General features: G+C 68.8%; 17 protein-coding genes and 1 pseudogene. 7 read left to right on the top strand and 11 right to left on the bottom strand.

The window, feature by feature from the left end:
* Nucleotides 1–72: 72 nt before the first annotated feature.
* Nucleotides 73–1,242, bottom strand: a complete 1,170-nt coding sequence (locus OG883_RS23245) for a steroid 3-ketoacyl-CoA thiolase (protein ID WP_266544074.1) — start codon at nucleotides 1,240–1,242, stop codon at nucleotides 73–75.
* A 357-nt stretch (nucleotides 1,243–1,599) separates the two neighbouring features.
* Here OG883_RS23245 and OG883_RS23250 point away from each other — a divergent pair, with 357 nt between their 5' ends.
* Entirely contained in the window at nucleotides 1,600–2,877 is a 1,278-nt protein-coding gene (locus tag OG883_RS23250; RefSeq protein ID WP_323180954.1) for a cytochrome P450, read from the top strand.
* 283 nt (nucleotides 2,878–3,160) lie between these two features.
* Here the strand turns inward: OG883_RS23250 and sigJ are convergent, their stop codons facing one another.
* Nucleotides 3,161–4,060, bottom strand: a complete 900-nt coding sequence (gene sigJ / locus OG883_RS23255; protein WP_266544077.1) for an RNA polymerase sigma factor SigJ — start codon at nucleotides 4,058–4,060, stop codon at nucleotides 3,161–3,163.
* A 101-nt stretch (nucleotides 4,061–4,161) separates the two neighbouring features.
* On the opposite strand from sigJ, the gene OG883_RS23260 reads away from it, so the two are divergent.
* Entirely contained in the window at nucleotides 4,162–4,524 is a 363-nt protein-coding gene (locus OG883_RS23260) for a hypothetical protein (protein ID WP_266544080.1), read from the top strand.
* Between the two features lie 140 nt (nucleotides 4,525–4,664).
* On the opposite strand, the gene OG883_RS23265 is transcribed toward OG883_RS23260, so the two are convergent.
* Nucleotides 4,665–5,624 (bottom strand): chlorophyllase, encoded by a 960-nt coding sequence (locus OG883_RS23265; RefSeq protein WP_266544083.1) that lies wholly within the window; start codon nucleotides 5,622–5,624, stop codon nucleotides 4,665–4,667.
* A 165-nt stretch (nucleotides 5,625–5,789) separates the two neighbouring features.
* On the opposite strand from OG883_RS23265, the gene OG883_RS23270 reads away from it, so the two are divergent.
* Complete coding sequence (locus tag OG883_RS23270; protein ID WP_266544086.1) at nucleotides 5,790–6,386, top strand: TetR/AcrR family transcriptional regulator; 597 nt, start codon at nucleotides 5,790–5,792, stop codon at nucleotides 6,384–6,386.
* 190 nt (nucleotides 6,387–6,576) lie between these two features.
* On the opposite strand, the gene OG883_RS23275 is transcribed toward OG883_RS23270, so the two are convergent.
* Nucleotides 6,577–7,155, bottom strand: coding sequence for a TetR/AcrR family transcriptional regulator (locus OG883_RS23275; RefSeq protein ID WP_266544088.1), 579 nt, complete (start codon nucleotides 7,153–7,155; stop codon nucleotides 6,577–6,579).
* A gap of 90 nt (nucleotides 7,156–7,245) precedes the next feature.
* Here OG883_RS23275 and OG883_RS23280 point away from each other — a divergent pair, with 90 nt between their 5' ends.
* The 3 genes and pseudogenes from OG883_RS23280 (at nucleotide 7,246) to OG883_RS23290 (ending at nucleotide 9,524) form a co-directional block, all read left to right on the top strand.
* Nucleotides 7,246–7,692: a DUF1772 domain-containing protein gene (locus OG883_RS23280; RefSeq protein ID WP_266544091.1), complete on the top strand. Its 447-nt coding sequence runs from the start codon at nucleotides 7,246–7,248 to the stop codon at nucleotides 7,690–7,692.
* Nucleotides 7,693–8,011: 319 nt separating this feature from the next.
* Entirely contained in the window at nucleotides 8,012–8,437 is a 426-nt protein-coding gene (locus OG883_RS23285; RefSeq protein ID WP_266544094.1) for a DUF4267 domain-containing protein, read from the top strand.
* Between the two features lie 70 nt (nucleotides 8,438–8,507).
* Nucleotides 8,508–9,524 (top strand): annotated as a pseudogene (locus tag OG883_RS23290) (IS5 family transposase).
* A gap of 207 nt (nucleotides 9,525–9,731) precedes the next feature.
* On the opposite strand, the gene OG883_RS23295 reads toward OG883_RS23290, so the two are convergent.
* From OG883_RS23295 to OG883_RS23315, 5 genes are all read right to left on the bottom strand, one after another.
* Nucleotides 9,732–10,892 (bottom strand): IS701 family transposase, encoded by a 1,161-nt coding sequence (locus OG883_RS23295; protein WP_266533120.1) that lies wholly within the window; start codon nucleotides 10,890–10,892, stop codon nucleotides 9,732–9,734.
* Between the two features lie 261 nt (nucleotides 10,893–11,153).
* On the bottom strand, nucleotides 11,154–12,164 hold the full coding sequence (locus OG883_RS23300; protein ID WP_266544097.1) for a quinone oxidoreductase: 1,011 nt from the start codon (nucleotides 12,162–12,164) through the stop codon (nucleotides 11,154–11,156).
* 301 nt (nucleotides 12,165–12,465) lie between these two features.
* Complete coding sequence (locus OG883_RS23305; RefSeq protein ID WP_266544100.1) at nucleotides 12,466–12,618, bottom strand: hypothetical protein; 153 nt, start codon at nucleotides 12,616–12,618, stop codon at nucleotides 12,466–12,468.
* A 121-nt stretch (nucleotides 12,619–12,739) separates the two neighbouring features.
* A complete protein-coding gene (locus OG883_RS23310) occupies nucleotides 12,740–12,985 on the bottom strand; it encodes a DUF397 domain-containing protein (protein WP_266544103.1) in 246 nt (81 codons plus the stop codon).
* Complete coding sequence (locus tag OG883_RS23315) at nucleotides 12,960–13,793, bottom strand: helix-turn-helix transcriptional regulator (RefSeq protein ID WP_266544106.1); 834 nt, start codon at nucleotides 13,791–13,793, stop codon at nucleotides 12,960–12,962. The genes OG883_RS23310 and OG883_RS23315 overlap by 26 nt, the downstream gene beginning before the upstream one ends.
* A gap of 92 nt (nucleotides 13,794–13,885) precedes the next feature.
* Between OG883_RS23315 and OG883_RS23320 the strand changes: the two genes are divergently transcribed.
* Nucleotides 13,886–14,272, top strand: coding sequence for an ATP-binding protein (locus OG883_RS23320; RefSeq protein WP_266544109.1), 387 nt, complete (start codon nucleotides 13,886–13,888; stop codon nucleotides 14,270–14,272).
* A 168-nt stretch (nucleotides 14,273–14,440) separates the two neighbouring features.
* Here OG883_RS23320 and OG883_RS23325 read toward each other — a convergent pair whose 3' ends face one another.
* On the bottom strand, nucleotides 14,441–16,123 hold the full coding sequence (locus OG883_RS23325) for an IPT/TIG domain-containing protein (protein ID WP_266544112.1): 1,683 nt from the start codon (nucleotides 16,121–16,123) through the stop codon (nucleotides 14,441–14,443).
* Between the two features lie 241 nt (nucleotides 16,124–16,364).
* Entirely contained in the window at nucleotides 16,365–17,465 is a 1,101-nt protein-coding gene (locus OG883_RS23330) for a serpin family protein (RefSeq protein ID WP_266544115.1), read from the bottom strand.
* Nucleotides 17,466–17,628 lie beyond the last annotated feature (163 nt).

Raw genomic sequence — 17,628 nt, forward strand, 5'->3', positions numbered from 1 at the left:
GGACGGGGGTACACCCACCGACACCCCCACCCCGGGGTGTACCCCTAAAGCCGCTGCCCCCATGCCACCGCCCTACAGCCGCTGGATGATGGTCCCCGTCGCCAGGGCCCCGCCCGCGCACATCGTGATCAGCGCGAACTCCTTGTCCCTGCGCTCCAGTTCATGCAGGGCCGTCGTGATCAGCCGCGCGCCCGTCGCGCCCACCGGGTGCCCCAGCGCGATACCGCCCCCGTTCACATTGACCTTCTCCAGGTCCTGCTCGAAGACCTGCGCCCAGCTGAGCACCACCGAGGCGAACGCCTCGTTGATCTCCACCAGATCGATGTCCTTGAGCGACATCCCCGCCTTGCCGAGCACGGCACGCGTCGCGTCGATCGGCCCGTCGAGATGGAAGTGCGGGTCCGCGCCGACAAGCGCCTGCGCGACGATCCGGGCACGGGGCTTGAGCTTGAGCGCCCGCGCCATGCGCTTGGACGCCCACATGATGGCGGCCGCGCCGTCCGAAATCTGCGAGGAGTTGCCCGCCGTGTGTACCGCGGTCGGCATGACCGGCTTCAGTCCGGCCAGCGCCTCCATGCTCGTGTCCCGCAGCCCCTCGTCCCGGTCGACGAGCCGCCACATGCCCTGCCCGGCGGCCTGTTCCTCCTCCGTCGTCGGCACCTGCACGGCGAACGTCTCGCGTTTGAAGCGCTCCTCCGCCCACGCGGTGGCCGCACGCTCCTGCGAGCGGAGGCCGAAGGAGTCGACGTTCTCGCGCGTCAGCCCGCGATGCCGGGCAATGCGCTCGGCCGCCTCGAACTGATTGGGCAGATCCACGTTCCACTCGTCCGGAAACGGCTTGCCGGGACCGTGCTTGGACCCGCTCCCCAGCGGTACGCGCGACATCGCCTCGACGCCGCAGCTGATTCCCACGTCGATGACACCGCCCGCGATCATGTTCGCGACCATGTGGGCGGCCTGCTGCGACGATCCGCACTGACAGTCCACGGTGGTGGCCGCGGTCTCGTAGGGAAGCCCCATCGCCAGCCAGGCGTTGCGCGTGGGGTTCATGGACTGTTCACCGGCGTGGGTGACCGTGCCGCCCACCACCTGCTCGACACAGTCGGCGTGGATGCCGGTACGGCCGAGGAGTTCGCGGTAGGTCTCGCCCAGCAGATAGGCGGGATGCAGGTTGGCGAGCGCGCCTGCGCGCTTGCCGATGGGGGTGCGTACGGCTTCGACGATGACGGGTTCCGCGGCCATGAGCTCGTCCTCTCCTCGCACAGCCGCTGGGCGTCCCGGCGCCTTCACGGCCGGCTGTGTCGTTCCGGGGGGCGACCCCGGACCCCGGAAGTAGTACGCGTTCTAGTTCTCACTGCAGTCTTATGAGTGCTACCCCCGGTACGCAAGGGTCTTGCACGCCCCCGCTGCACCCCTTGCCCGCAACAGAACCCGCCGCGACCCTTGCCACTTGTAGAACTCGTTACTACCTTTCGGTCAACTTCTGATGGGTCGTCAGACAGGAACCGCGTCACAGGCACCGCGTCACAGCCACCCTGTCGCCGGAACCACGTCACCGGAACCTCGTCACCGACACCCCCGCCAGACCTGGAGTTGACCTTGAAGCTGCCGAAGGACTGCCCCCATCTGCCCGAAGGGTTCGACTTCACCGATCCCGATCTGCTCCAAGCCCGCGTCCCGCACCCGGAGTTCGCCGAGATGCGGCAGACCGCCCCGGTCTGGTGGTGCGCCCAGCCGGCCGGCATCTCCGGCTTCCAGGACGAGGGCTACTGGGTCGTCACCCGGCACGCCGACGTCAAGCACGTCTCCACGCACCCCGAACTCTTCTCCTCCCACACCAACACAGCCGTCATCCGTTTCAACGAGACGATCAGCCGCGACCAGATCGAGGTCCAGAAGCTGATCATGCTCAATATGGACCCGCCGGAACACACCCGGGTCCGTCAGATCGTCCAGCGCGGCTTCACGCCGCGGGCGGTCCGCTCACTGGAGCAGGCGCTGCGCAACCGCGCCCGCACCATCGTCGAGACCGCGCTGGCAGGCGCGAAGGACGACGGCAGCTTCGACTTCGTCACCAACATCGCGGTCGAGCTCCCGCTGCAGGCGATCGCCGAGCTCATCGGCGTACCGCAGCAGGACCGAACCAAGATCTTCGACTGGTCCAACAAGATGGCGGGGTACGACGATCCCGAGTACGCGATCACCGAGGAGATCGGCGCCGAGGCGGCGATGGAGATCGTCTCGTACGCGATGAATCTCGCCGCGGCCCGTAAGGAGTGTCCGGCCAAGGACATCGTGTCCCAGCTGGTCGCCGCCGAGAACGAAGGCAACCTCTCCAACGACGAGTTCGGCTTCTTCGTCATCCTGCTGGCAGTGGCCGGCAACGAGACCACACGCAACGCCATCAGTCACGGCATGCATGCCTTCCTCACACATCCCGAGCAGTGGGAGCTCTACAAGCGGCAACGCCCCGAGACGGCGGCCGAGGAGATCGTGCGCTGGGCCACGCCGGTGGTCTCCTTCCAGCGCACCGCCACCGAGGACCTGGAACTGGGCGGTCAGCAGATCAGGAAGGGCGACCGGGTGGGACTCTTCTACTCCTCCGCCAACAACGACCCCGAAGTCTTCGAGGAGCCCGAGCAGTTCAACATCACCCGCGACCCGAACCCGCATCTGGGCTTCGGCGGCGGAGGCCCGCACTTCTGCCTCGGCAAGTCCCTCGCGGTGATGGAGATCAACCTGATCTTCAACGCGATAGCGGACGTCCTGCCGGATCTGCGCCTGGTCGGCGACCCGCGCCGGCTGCGCTCAGCCTGGCTCAACGGCATCAAGGAACTCCAGGTCAGCCACGTCGGCAGGGGAGTCGACAAGGGATGACCTGCCCAGCCGTGGGAGGCAGGGGCTGTCTCACCCCACGCCCTGCCCCTGCCTCCCGCCAGAACGCCCCGGCCGACGGCCGCCCCGGGTACGCGCCGGGGGCGCCGCGCCCGCACAGGTGATCGCTGGTCCACGACCTGGCCCGCATCACGGCAGAGCCCGAGCCGGACGCCCCGGCCGTGCGGACGCGGCTGGAGCGCTTGCGGGAGATGCTGACCAACGGGGCGGACATCGCTCAGCCCGCGCTGGCGATCCTGGCCTCGGTGGCGGCGCTTTTCGCGGGCTAGCCGCCCCGCACCCACGGCCGCAGCTTCTCCGGATTGCGGACCGCCCAGATCCGGGTGACGCGGCCGTCGGCGACATCGAACGAGGCTACGGTCATGACGACGCCGGCACGCTGGGCCACCAGGCCCGGCACACCGTTGACCGACCGCTCCAGGAGTTCGAGCCCCGGAGCCTTGTCGGCGATGGCGACCATGTACTGGGCGATGCGCGCACCGCCTTCGATCGGGCGCAGGACGGTACCGACCATGCCGCCGCCGTCGGCGGTCATCACGGCGGCCGGGTCGAGGAGGTCGACGAGGGCCACGATGTCCTTGGCCTCCCATGCCTCTTTGACATGCCGCACCGCGTCGGCCTGCCCGGCCGCCGTCACCGGAGCCCGCGCGACGCGCACCCGCCGCCGGGCGGAGGCCGCGAGCTGCTTGCAGGCCGCAGGGGTCCGGCCGAGGATGTCGGCGATCTCGGCGAAGGGGTACCGGAAGACGTCGTGCAGGACGAACGCCACCCGCTCTGCGGGTGTCATCGACTCCAGGACGACGAGGAAGGCCATGGTCACCGATTCGTCCAGGACCATCTGGTCGGCGGGGTCGGTGCCATGGCCGTGGTCCCACTCGGTGTGGTCGGGCAGCGGATCGGGCAACCACGCGCCGACATAGCGTTCACGCCGGGCCCGCGCCGAGCCGAGCACGTCCAGGCAGATGCGGCCGGTCACCGTCGTCAGCCAGGCGCCGGGGGATACGACCTCGACCTGCCGACTTCGTGGCAGCGCGTACCAGCGCGCGTAGGCCTCCTGTACGGCGTCCTCGGACTCGGCCAGTGAACCGAGCAACCGGTAGGCGACATTGATCAGTTGGCGCCGCTCGCCGGCTATCTCATCGGCGCTCGCCCCAGCCGTCCCCATGCTCCCGACCGCCCCCTCGCCTTACCTTTCGCAGGCCCGCGTCGTCGGGCTGGTGAGACCTTATCGATCTACTGCCCCCGGGCGGAAAAGGGGACCGTGGCATGGCAACCCAGGCGACGGCACAGCGCCGCTTCTCGTTTCTGCAGATCGCGATCACCGTGCAGACCCTGACCATCTTCCTTCAAGCGGTCTCCGCCGGACTGCTGCTGACCTCGTCCTACGGAGAGACGCTGCACAGTGTCGGAGCCCGGGTGATGTACGGGGCGTCGATGCTGTACGTACTCGCGGCGGCGCTGGCGTGGAAGCCGGGCGGCGGCTCGCCCCGGCCCGTCTGGCACGCGTCCGGCTTCCTTGTCCTCGCCTCGGTCCAGGTCGTGCTCGGCATCGCGCACGTACCGTCGGTCCATCTCCCCCTGGGAGTCCTGATGTTCGGACTGAGCGTGCTGGCGCTGGCGCGGCGCTGAAGTCCGCCCGAGACGTTGTCCGGCCGGCCGCATGGCGCCCTGCGGCCCGGTCATCGTCGTCACCATGACGCGTGGAGAAACGGATCAGGTCTGGTGCCGGAGTTGGATTGCGTTCCTGCGCAGGTGGCGGAGGTTTCGGCTTACTTGGATTCGACCCGTCCGAGCGGGTTGGGGCCGGCCGTCAGCGCGTCACGCGCTGCCTGCCAGGCGGGATCCCCGGCGTAGAGCTCGGTGCGGAGGTAGGCCCAGGTGAGCCGCTGGACCGCAGACACTCGCTCGGGGTTCTCGTCCGTGGTCTCGGCGACGTCATACCCAGAGACCCCGCCGAGCCCGTGCTCTGCGTCGAACAGGGTGAGCAGGGACTTGGGGCCCGGGGAGAGGACGTACGGATCGGTGTGCCAGTCCGGGCCCCGAACCGTCAGGTGGGCAGAGGCGTCCTTTTCGCCGGCGACCACGAGCGCGGGCGTGGTCATCTCGGAGAAGTCCGTGGTCAACAAGAAGGAAAGATTCTCGGCCACGGACGCGGTGAGGGCGTCGCCGCCTCTGCCGGGCGCGGCAAGCAGCACACCCGCCTTGATCCGGGGCTCGGCCAGGTCCACTTCCGTTCCGTCGTGCGGATCGGTGAGCCGGGCGCCCAGCAGCAGGCTCGCGGTGTGCCCGCCCATCGAGTGCCCGGCTACGGCGACCTTGCTTCGGTCCAGGCGCCCGAGGAGCTGCGGGACGGCGGCCTCGATCACGTCGAGCCGGTCGAGGATGCACGTCATGTCCTCGGCCCGCGATCGCCAGTACAGAGGCGCCCCGGGGGTATCGGGATCCAGGCTCAGCGTCCTCGAGCTCAGATGGGTGGGCTGGATCACGACGAAGCCGTGCGCCGCCCAGAAGTTGGCGAGCGGCGCGTAGCCGTTCAGCGAGGAGAGGTGGTTCGAGTAGCCCTGACCGTGCGAGAGGAGAATGACCGGCAACTCGCTCCCGGTCACGGGGGCGGAGACCCGCACCTCCAGGTCCACGGCTCGGCCGGGTACGGAGAGCACGACCGGGCCGACCGAGAGGACGGGAGTGGGCGAGCTGACGGTGTCGGCTGGGTACGTCGGTTCACTCATGACGCGTATTTCCTTCCATGGCCTCTGCTGCCGGTCTCGTTCGGCCGGCGGCAGGTGAGGCGGTGAGGAGCGTCCCGCTTCGGCTACACTGAAAGCGGAGCGTTGTTCCGTTTAATATACGGAGCGCTGTTCCGCTTTGTCAACGGCCGTCGGAAGGAGAGCGTGGTGCCCACTGCAAGCCAGTCCGGGGAGGTACCGGCCCGAAGCAAGCGGGCCGACGCACTGCGCAACCAGCAGACGTTGCTTGCCGCCGCCGCCGAGGTGTTCGTCACCTCCGGCGTCGATGCGCCGATCCGTGAGATCGCGGCCAGAGCGGGCGTCGGGATGGGGACGATCTACCGCAACTTCCCGAATCGGGCGGATCTCGTCGTCGCCGTCTACCGCCACCAGGTCGAGGCCTGCGCCGAGGCCGGCCCGAGCCTGCTGGCCAGTGCCGACTCTCCGCTCGCAGCACTCCGTCAGTGGGTCGATCTCTTCGTTGATTTCCTGGTCACGAAGCACGGACTCGCCAACGCGCTGCAATCGGACAGCAGCGGCTTCGACGCGCTACACGCCTACTTCCTCGACCGCCTGGTGCCCGCCTGCGCGCAGTTGCTCGACGCTGCAGTCAACGCCGGCGAAATCAGGCCCGGTACGCACGCCTACGAACTCATGCGCGGCATCGGCAACCTCTGCATCGGACGGGACAGCGACCCCCGCTATGACCCCCGCCGATTGGTCGAACTGCTCCTTCAGGGACTGCAGCGACCGCAGTCGTCCTGATGCGGTGCCAGGGCGTGTATCGGGTCGTGATCAATGAGCATCGCAGCCTCCGGGGTGGGTGCCCCGTCTGGGGTGCGGGGCCCGGCGATCTGCGGCTGCGCCGTGTGGGTGCGAGTGACCGGAAGCGTTGCCGCAGGCAGGCAGCGGCGGGACCCGAGGGCCCCGGCTGCGTGCCCGCCGGGACGGTGTGTCAGACCATGGCGAGCCGGTCCACCAACAGCTCCACCCTCGGCTCAGCGTCCTCGGGCAGCAGGCGGCCCGCTCGGGTCAGGGTCGCCAGGCCGTGCAGAGCCGCCCAGAACACCTCGGTGAACAGCCCCGGGTGGACGCCGTCGCCGGCGACCTCGGCGAGGCACTCGAGCAGGGCGGCGAAGGCGTCCTTCAGCGGCTCGGGGGTGTCCTCCTGCGCGTACGCCAGGCCGCCGTCGAGCTGGAACAAGGCGTCGTAGACCGCCGGGTTGTGCTCGGCGAAGTCGAGGTAGGCGCGGGCGAGGGCGGCGACCCGCTCGCGCGGGCCGTCCGTGGCGGAGGTCGCGGCCCGCAGCGCCGCGGCCATCTCGGTGGCGCCCTCCAGGGCGACGGCGCCGATGATCTCGCGCTTGCCGCGGAAGTGGCTGTAGAGGACGGGCTGGCTGTACTCGATGCGCTCGGCGAGCCGGCGGGTGGTGACTGCGTCCCAGCCCTGCTGCTCGGCGAGTTCGCGGGCTGTCGCCACGATGAGGCGCTCGCGCTCCGCCCGTTCGCGCTCCTTGCGTTCCTTTACCGACATGAATCGATCCTAGCATCGCTAGACAACCGAGCGTTAGTAGTACTAGCGTTGCCCCATCATCTAGCAACGCTAGTTCACGGAGGGATCGTCATGCTCAGCACACTCGAGGTCGTCACCACCGTCGTCGTCGGCCTGATGGTGGGGGTGGAGTTCTCCGTCGCCTTCATCATGAACCGGATCCTGGACGCGCTTCCCGAGGACAGCGGCCAGCTCGGCCACGCCCACGGCGGCCGGATGCTCGGCGCCCTGATGCCGTTCTGGTACATAGGCTCGCTCGTCCTCAGCGCGATCTGGGCCGTCGCCGGATGGCACCGCCCCGGCGCCGGCCTCGTGGTCATCGCCGCCGGACTGCTGATCCTCAGCGTGGTCATGTCGATCCTGCTGCTCGTCCCGATCAACAACCGGAACAAGACCTGGACCCCCGAGAACCGGCCCGCCGACTGGAAGGAGCAGCTGCACCGCTGGAACCGCTACCACTACATCCGCGTCGCCGTCATCGTCGCCGCGTTCACCCTGCTGGTTGCCGCCATCGCCTGATACCACCGCTGCCCCGACATGCACTGGTTCGCCCCCGTATCGACGGCTTTTGCCCCGTCGGGGTGAGCCGGAGAGGGCATCGGATTTCTGACCCCGCGGGCCGAGGCCGCGCCGGTGGCCAATCCCCACTCCTCGGGGGCGGCTGACCACCGAAATCCCGACATTCGGGAATGCAGCTGCCGCTCAGATCCCACAACTGCGATCCCGGCAAGCTGCGGCCCTCGATCGGCCGCGTCCACGCTGCCTGATCAGGCCCCACACGACTCGGCAAGCTCCACGAAGCTCACCAAGCTGACGAAGACTCGCATGGAGAAGAACAATGTCGCTGAAGAAGATCAACACCGTCCTGGCCGCCGCCTTCATCCTCTTCATCCTCTGGTTCGGGACGGAGTACATCCTGAGCCCGGAGACGACGGCGCCGGGCTACGGCCTGCCGAGCTGGCCGTCCGGCGACGGCGACGGCTTCCTGATCATCAAGGGAATCCGCGACGTCGTCTTGGCCCTGGTTCTGGGCATCCTGCTGGTGACGGGTCACCGCCGGGCGCTGGGCTGGGTGCTGCTGATGGAAGCACTCGCCGCGTACGGCGACATGACCAACGTGCTGGCCCACCACGGCTCCGTGGCCACCGCGCTCGGCGTCCACGGCCTGACCGCGACACTGATGGTGGTCAACGGCCTGCTGATCATGCGCGAGACCCGCAACGTCGCGGCCGCTCCGGAAACGCCCGCCCCGCAGCCCGCCTAGCGCCATTCGGGCCGTGATCAATCCGTGGGTTCCGCCCCGTTCCATGCCCTGGCCCGGTAGACCGTCGTGCGTGACACGCGCGCAACTGACGGACGAAGAGTGGGAGTTCATCGAGCCGCACCTGCCGATCGGCGAGTACGGCCCGTACCCCAAGACCCTGCGGCAGCAGTTCGAGGGCGTGATCTGGCGGTTCCGGACCGGCGGGCAGTGGCGGGAGATGCCGAGCGAGTTCGGTGCCTGGTCAACCGTCTCCAACCGCTTCCGCCAGTGGCGTGACACCGGAGTGTTCGAAGCCCTGCTGGAGGACCTGATCGCGGAGGCGGCGAAGCGGGGCGAGGTGGACCTGTCCCTGGTCAGCATCGACTCCACCACCACACGCGCCCACCACGACGCCGCCGGGATGCACCTGGGCCAGGAGGTCCTCACCGCCCTGGAGAAGACCGCCGCCGAAGAGGAGAAGGCCCCGCCAAAGGGGGCAGCCGCGAAGAACAAAGCGGACACGAGGCCGAAGCGGCCCCCGAGCGGGAGGAACGACGACGGGTCCGCCGCCGGCGGAAGCTCCGCCTGAAGACCGCCCTCTTGGGACGCTCGCGGGGCGGGCAGACCAGCAAGGTCCACCTCGCCGCCGACCGCAGGTGCCGCCCGCTGGCGTTCGTGCTGACCGCCGGACAGGCGGCCGACAGCCCGCAGTTCATCCCCGTCCTACGGAAGATCCGGGTCCGCGGGCCCGTCGGCCGCACCCGCACCCGGCCGGACGCCGTCGCCGTCGCCGTCGCCGGGGACAAGGCTTACTCCTCCCGCGGTAATCGCTCCCACCTGTGCAAACGCCACATCAAGGCGGTCATCCCGGAGAAGGCCGACCAGGCCGCCAACCGGAAGAGGAAGGGTTCCGGGGGTGGCCGGCCCGTCGGCCACGACGCCGGCCTCCACAAGGAGAGGAACACCGTCGAGCGGCTGATCAACAAGCTCAAGGCATGGCGGGGCGTCCGCCACTCGATACGACAAGATCCCGGACAGCTACCTCGTCGGCCTTTACCTGCGCGCCTCGATGATCTGGATCAAAGACCTCACCAGAGCGACTCATTGATCACGACCAGATACGCGCCCTAGTACTGCAACGGTCTTTGCTCTGATGGTTTGTTGGCTTCTGGTGGTGTGTGGCCGCGTCGTTTGTAGTGGCTGATGCGGGCTTGGTGTTGTCGTCTGCGGCGCCAGTGTGACCAGTGCAGGACGTGGTCGGTGCTTGGGCGGGGTCGAGTGAGGCGGGTGATCAGGCGTCTGAGTTCGGGGAGGGTCAGGGGTATGAGCTGGGAGGATCCGTTTCTGCTTTCCCGGTGTCGAGTTCACGGGCCCGCAGGACGGTGAGGCAGGCGTGTGCGGCCATGGCCAGGGTGATGTGGCGGTGCCAGCCGTCGTAGCGGCGGACCTGGTAGTCGTCCAGGCCGCACTCCTGCTTCGCGGTCTGGAAGCACTCCTCGACCGCCCACCGGCTGCCCGCGATGCGGATCAGCTCGTCGAGTGTGGTGTCGGCCGGGCAGTAGGCGATGTAGTAGGAGATCTCCTCGGGCCGGCGGACACTTCGGCGGGCGATCACCCAGTGACGACGGTCCTCGCGGTGCCAGGGACGGACCTCGACCCTCGCCCAGTCGTAGACCCTCGGGCCGTGGGCGCCGTTGCCGCAGGAACGGCGCTTCCACTTCTGCCGGGACAGCCCGGGAAACAGATCGTGAACGGGGTGGTCCATGGCCCAGCGGGTGACGACGGTGTCATGCCGGGTGGTGGCCATCACGTGGAAGACATCCGCCCGCTCCAGCTCAGAACGCCAGCCCTTGGAGAAGCCGTAGGCGGCGTCGGCGGTCACCCACCGGAACGGGATCCGGTCCGTGATCGCCCGGCGGACCATGGCCTTGGCCATCACCACTTTCGTCTCGAAGGCGACCGTGTCGTCGATGCCCGCGGCCCGGCACCGGTCGCGGTCATCGGTCCATGAGGTGGGCAGATAGAGGCGGCGGTCGATCAATGTGCGGCCGCGTCCGCCGGCATAGGCGAGGAAGACCCCGATCTGGGAGTTCTCCGTCCGGCCGGCGGTTCCGGAGTATTGGCGCTGGACCCCGGCCGAGCGGATGCCCTTCTTCAGGAACCCGGTGTCGTCCACGATCAGCACCGCATCCGGATCGCCGAGGTGCTCGACGACGTAGTCCCGCACGTCGTCCAGGACTTCGTCCGCGCTCCAGTCGATCCGGTTCAGCAGCCGGTGGATCCGGTCCGGGCCGCCATGCCCGGCCTCCTCGGCAAGCGTCCAGCCGTTCTTCCGCTCCAGCGGAGCTATCAGCCCCCGCATATAGGCGAGAGCCGACTCCCGCGGCTCCGACCTGGAGAAACGGTGCACGAACCGCTCGTGCAAGGCCTTCAGTTCACCGGCCCACGACCGGGCATCAGCAAGTTCCCCACCCATGACCTGATAAACGACCGACCTGCCCAACCGTCACGGCAAGCACCGTTGCAGTACTAGATGTTCTGTCCCGGGAGGTTGTGGACGGGTGAGCCAGGTCTCGGCTGAGGGATCTTGAAGGGGTGTGACCCAGATACGCCAGAAACCCGCCAGAACTTGATCTTGGCCTGCTGAGTGCCTGACGCTGTCGGGGATCTTGGCGATGACGGTCGGCCATGCCCTCGACATCTCAGTCTCCAAGATCCCCGACCTCGTCACCCGCGATCAGCTCTGCGTCTCCTCGCGGCGTCCAATAGCGGCCGCATCGGGTATGACGAGCAGCTTGCCGGTGGTACGCCGAGCCTCCAGATCGCTGTGGGCCTGGGCGGCCTCGGACAATGCGTAGCGGCCCGTTACGGTGACCTCAAGCGCCTTGGAGCGCACCCACTCGAACACATCGGCGGCCCGTCGGAGCAGTTCGGACCGATCGGCGATGAAGTGCCCGAGGCTGGGCCGGATCAGGGTCAGCGAACCGCCGTGGGCGAGCCGAATCGGATCAAACGGCGGCACGGCACCACTTGCCGCGCCGAAGAGCACGAGATGGCCGCGGGTTCGCAGGCTGGCGAGGCTCGCATCGAAGGTGTGCGCGCCGACGCCGTCGAAGACAACCGGCAGTCCCTGACCGCCGTTGAGCCGCCTCACCTCGGCTGCGAGATCGTCGACTGCGGAGGAAAGGATCACCTCAGCGGCCCCGGCACGCTTCGCCAGCTCGGCCTTCGCCGTGGTCGACGTCGTGCCGATCACCCTGCCGCCGAGATGGGTGATGAGCTGGGTCAAAAGCAGCCCCATGCCACCAGCAGCCGCATGCACGAGCACCGTGTCGCCCCCCTGAACCGGGTAGGCGTCCTTGACGAGATAGTGCGCGGTCATGCCTTGGAGGAGCACGGCGGCGGCTGTCTCGAAGCCGATATCGTCGGGCAGCGGCACCAGCCGGGAGGAGTCCACGACGGCCCGCTCGGCATACGTGCCGGGAATCTCCACCCAACCGACCCGGTCCCCGACTGCGACGTCAGCGACGCCGGGTCCAACTTCGACGACCGTGCCGGCGCCCTCAGCGCCCGGGGTGAAGGGCAGCGGGAGGCTGTACCGGCCTTCGCGGTGGTAGACGTCGAGGAAGTTGACCCCGGATGCGGCGACCTCCACGATCGCCTCGCCCGGACCCGGCCGCGGCTGGTCCACCTTGGCCTCCTGCAGCACCTCGGGACCGCCCACTTCGTACACCTGAATCGCTCGCATGGCCCTCCAATAACGGCTCATCCCCCACCAACCCCGTTGATGGCGATCCGATTCCCGGCAAGCAGACCAGCCCGCCGCCCCCGCCGAGAGCTGAGACGCCTGCTTTGCACCCGGGTCTGGGACAGGAGACCGAGGCCGTCAAGGGTCGACGAATGCACCACCCGCCGCTTCCGCACCGCCGTACGGCCACCCACCATAACCGGCGTAGCCTCCGGCAGCTCCACCGCGCGGCGCACGAAATCGACCACCGCCTCCGGATACTCCTCCGGCCTCGGGAACCGGCCCATCCGCTGGTACGACTTCAACGCCAGCAGCAGGGCCAGCTGATCTCCATCCGCTCCGCCGCCCACGCCGCCTCCTCCCGCGTCGGCGCGAAGAACAGATGCAGCTCATGCGCACTGACCAGCCGCTTGAACCGCGGATACGCAGTCCGCTCGATCGAAGTCATCCCCACGCCCCGCAAGATCCGGCAGCCAACGACGTTCCAGGCACCCGCGCCGCATCGTGCCGCCCGAGATCATGCCGCGAGGCAAACCACCCGCAAGCCGCGTCCCCAACCTAACGAGGCAATACACCTAGAGCGCGTCGACGAATGCCGCGAAGGCGGGGCGGGAAACGGTGAGGGCGGGGCCGACGGGGTTCTTGGAGTCGCGTACGGCGACGGTGTGGGGGGCCTCGGCGATCTCGACGCAGTCGCCGCCCTGGTCACTGCTGTAGCTGGACTTACGCCAGGCGGCGCCGTTGAGGGGGGCGCACTCGACGCAGTCTCCGCCCTGGTCACCGCTGTAGCTCGACTTACGCCACTGCGTGCTGCTCCCCATAGCGTTCCTCCATCACTTGCCGGGTCAGCTCAGCCGAGTCCTTGATGGACAGGGCTGCGGCCTGGAGGTGATCGTAACGGAGCGAACAGTCCCTGAAGTCTTCCGGGTTGGCGGTCGGATGGCCCATGCCGTAGCCCTCCGTGTAGAGGATGCCGGGGTCGCTCGCGAAGCGATAGAGGTTGAAGGACCCCTGAAGTCCGGCGTGGGCTCCCGCCCCGTACGGCAGCACCTGGACGTTCACCCGCGGGTTCTCCTCGAAGGACAACAGATGCGCCAGTTGGCCTCGCATGACCTCCGCTCCCCCGATCTCCTGGTAAAGCGCCCCCTCTCCGAGGACGGCCCAGAGGACCGGAGGCACCTCCTTCTCCAGGATGCGCTGGCGCGCCAGCCGGACCGCCGTACGGTCGTCGAGGTCCGCCCGGTCCATGGTTCCGAGCACCGCGCGTGCGTATCCCCCGGTCTGGAGCAGGCCGTGCACCATGTGCGTCTGGAACGTACTGATCTCGGTGGCCCGCGCCTCGAGCTCCGCCACCTGCTGGAACCACGCGGGGAGTTGGCTGCGCAGTACCAGCCCCAGTAACCGGGACAGCAGCCCACCCGTCCCCAGCGCCGCATCCACCCGCTCGCTGAACTCCGCCGTCGGCAGCTTCCGCGCCGTCTCGACCTGGCCGATGAGCGAGCCCGTGTAGTTGACGATCGCGCCGAGCTGCTTCTGCGTGAGGTCGGCCGCCTCCCGGTAGCGGCGCAGCTCGTAGCCGTAGTAGTCGAGCGGCGAGGCGCTCGGGTCCAGGACGTTGATGTGCGTCACGACGGGGGTCCCCTCGTTCAACTCCGCCAACGGCAAAGCACGTTGTATCCGTTCCGTAGCCGAGAGTAGTCAGCGCAGCTCAGTCTCGTACCGTGAACGAAGAGATTCCCCAGTACGGTATGCGGCTCACCGTCGGCGCCCACTCCGCGCGGCCCATCCGCCGGATCGTCCGCAGCTACCTCGGGCTGTGGGGCATGCCCGAGCTGACCGACGCCGTGGAGCTGGCCGTCACCGAGCTGCTCGCCAATGTCGTACGCCATGTGCCCGACCGCTCCTGCGGGTTGCTCATCATGCGGCACCCGGACGGGGTGCGGGTCGAGGTGTCGGACCGCTCGCCGGAGCCACCCCTCCCACGCGACGCCGGCGGGGACGAGGAGTCCGGAAGGGGCCTCGCGCTGCTCGAAGCAGTGGTGGACAAGTGGGGCGTGGAGGGGAACCCCGGGCGGGGTAAGACGGTGTGGTTCGAGGTCAGCCGGTAGCCACCGGCAACTCCAGGAGCGACAGGAGCGACAGGAGCAGTGACCCGGATGCTGGGCATCCGGGTCACCGGGGGAAAGCTGTGGCGCACACAGGGGCGTTCGGGCCGCTCCCCCGCGCCTGGAGTCGGTGCACAGCGCGGTCGCTCCGGCTCGGCTGCCGTTGATGGGTCAGACGTCGGGTTCGGCGACGTAGGTGAATGAGCCGACGGAGAAGCCGACGGGGCTGGTGAGGGTGACGGCGACGGGGCCTTCGGTGCCGCTGGGTGGTGCCGTGGCGGTCACGGTGGTGTCGGAGATGACGGCGAAGGGAGCCGGGGTGCCGTTGAAGGTGACCTGCTCGGTGGCGGCCAGGTCGGTGCCGGTGATCGTCACCTCGGTGCCGCCGGTGGTCGGTCCCGTGTCGGGGGTGACGCCGGTGACGACGGGTGAGTTGAGGTAGGTGTAGATGAGGCCGTCGGCGCTCCCGCCGGAGGTGGTCACGGTGACGGCGACCGGCCCCGGCCCTGGGGCCGCGGCGGCCCTGACGGTGATCTGGTGGTCGGAGAGAGTTTGGATGACGGCTCGGGTGGACCCGAAGTACACATCGATGGCTCCGGCGAGGTTGCGGCCGGTGATGACGATTTCCTGGTCGCTGCCCGCGACGGGGCCTGTGGCGGGGCTGATGCCGGTGAGGGCGGGGAACGGCCGGTAGTAGAACTGTCCGACGGTGCCCGTGCCGCCCGCGGTGGTGACCGTCACGGGAACGGGGCCGGATCCGGCGGGGGTGGTGACGGTCAGCGATGTCGCCGTGTTGGCGGTGATGACGGCTTGAGCGGCGCCGAAGTGCACGGCGGTGGCGTTGGCCAGGTGGTGGCCGGTGATCGTCACGGTGGTGCCGCCGGCCAGGGACCCCTGGCCGGGAATCACGGTCGTCCCCAGGACGCCGACCGAGTCGGCGAGCGCGTTGGTCACATACGCGTGTGTCCCGTCGGGGAAGACCGCGATGCTGGTGGGGTCGTCTCCGAAGCCGATGTTCTCGACGACGGTGTTGGTGGCGGTGTCGACCACGCTCACCGTGTCCGGGCCGGAGTTCGCCACGTACGCGTGGGAGCCGTCCGGGCTGAACGCCGTGAAGCGCGGCTGGGCGCTGACGCCGATGGTGGCGGTGACGGCGCCGGCGGTGGTGTCGATCACACTCACCGTGGAGTTGCCGACGTTCGTGACGTAGACGTGGGCCCCGTCGGGCGTGACCGCCACCAGGATGGGGCTGACGCCGACGGGGATCGTGTCGGTGACGGTGTTCGTGGCGGTGTCGATCACGTCGACCTGGTTCGAGGCGAGACACGCGACGTAGGCGCGTGTTCCGTCCGGGGTGATGGCCAGGCCGATCGGCGCGCCTCCTACGGGGACGGTGTCGGTGACGGTGTCGGTGGCGGTGTCGATCACGCTCACCGAGTTCGTGTTCTGCCCCGTCACATAGGCGCGGGTGCCGTCCGGGGTGACCGCAACCACTGCCGCTCCCACGCCTACGGGGATGTCGGTGACGATGGCGTTCGTGGCGGTGTCGATCACGCTGACGAGACCGCCGTCGAAGACGGTCACATACGCCCGGGTGCCGTCCGGACTGATCGCCACGGCGTTCGGACCGGCCCCCGTGGCTATGGTGGCGATCACGGTATCGGTGACGGTATCGATCACACTCACCGTGTTCGAGCCATGGTTGGCCACATATGCGCGGGCCCCGCCGGGCGTGAGAGCGATGCCGAAAGGCGTGGAGCCCACGGGAATGGAGGCTCCTGCCACGAACGTGGCGCTGAACCCGAAACCGTGCGCCTGGACCAGCCGCGGCGCACGCGATGCCAAAGTGAACATGACACTCCCTGGGGTAGGCGGGAAGTCTTTTCCCGCACATGGAAATGCCCGCACCACCGCATGGGCCGACAGCGAGCAGGCCACCGGACCCGGACCGGGCCGGCGAAACACACACTCCTACGTGCGAAATACCCCTGCGTAAAAGGACTTTAACTCTCGCGCCATATTTCCGATTCTCCGATAATCGCTTTACTCGGGAACCGACTTAGGTAACTGGCCCCTGCTGCCAGGTAGTTTTCCGCTATTTCGAGTTGTTCCCCAACGCCCGCACGACGGCCCGCCGGTGCGGGAGGCCCGCCTGCCATGCGGTCACCAGGGGGAGATCCTCCGCCGCCAGCAGGACGATGCCGAAGGGGCGGTCGAAGCTGATGCGCCGGACACGTGGGCCGTCCTGGACGGGCCCGTCCAGCCAGTCGATGACCTGCGTCACCGAGGCCGCCTCGAAGCCGGTCTCCGAAACGTCGATCAGGGTCTCCTGGAGCACCGCGCCCAGCGCCAGAGGTGCCTCGGACATCCCGGAGAAGTCCGCGAGCTCCGTCGGGGACCACTCCAGGCCCAGACCGGGGAAATGCCGGGTCACGTCGAGACTTTCGCGCAGCCAGACCCGGGGCACATCGATGCGTACGTCGTCGATGTCCGCGCCCAGCGGTGTCCGGGCCGTCGCGGGCGCCCAGGCCGCCGCAAGCACCTCGGCCGGCCGCGCTCCCGGCTGCCCGAGCACGAGCCGAACGCTCAACTCCTCCCGTACACAGGCCAGTTCGACGACCTGTGTACCGGCCACGGTCCAGGCGTCGGTGGCCGGGATCCGCCGCGTCATGGTGGGCACCGAATCCCGTCCGCCGCGCGCGTCCGTGAACGGCCGGTACTCGGTGTCCTGGTCGTCGAAAGGCGTCCGCCACACCTCCCGTACACCGAAGGCGCTGACGAGGAGGAGCACGGTCTCGGGGTCCGGCGCGCAGGGCAGGCGGTCGACCAGGCCATCCGTCGCCGCGCGTACCCACGCGTCGATGGCCGCCACGTCGTCAAGCCCACCAGACCCACCGAGCCCACCGAGCCCACCGAAAGCGACGTGCGGGAACCGGGCCCGGAAGTCCTCGCGCAGCGGTACCCGGCACCACACACCGGTCGCGAGCGTCGCACGGGACGCGTCGGCCGGATCGGACGCGTCGGCCGCGTCCGGGCCCGCGACGCCGAGGAGTTCGCGCAGTTCATCGGCAGTCTCACCGCGCGCACCGGCCGCCATGACGGCCAGCGCCTGCCACAGCCCGGCCGGTGAGCACACCAGGTTCTCGTCGTCGCGGGCAACGGTGTGGAGGAGGCGTTCGGCGAAGCGGTGGATCATGCGCCGAGCGTATGCGGGGCTCGCCCAAGTGGCGGAACCGGCTCCGTGGGCGGATCCTGGCTGGACGCGACGATCCACCCCAGGGGGTGCGGGGACAAGCCGCAGCCCCTGGGGCCGACACACGTGTGGGCCGACACACGTGTGGGCCGACACACGTGTGGGC

The organism is Streptomyces sp. NBC_01142 (assembly GCF_026341125.1).
Classification (GTDB): domain Bacteria; phylum Actinomycetota; class Actinomycetes; order Streptomycetales; family Streptomycetaceae; genus Streptomyces.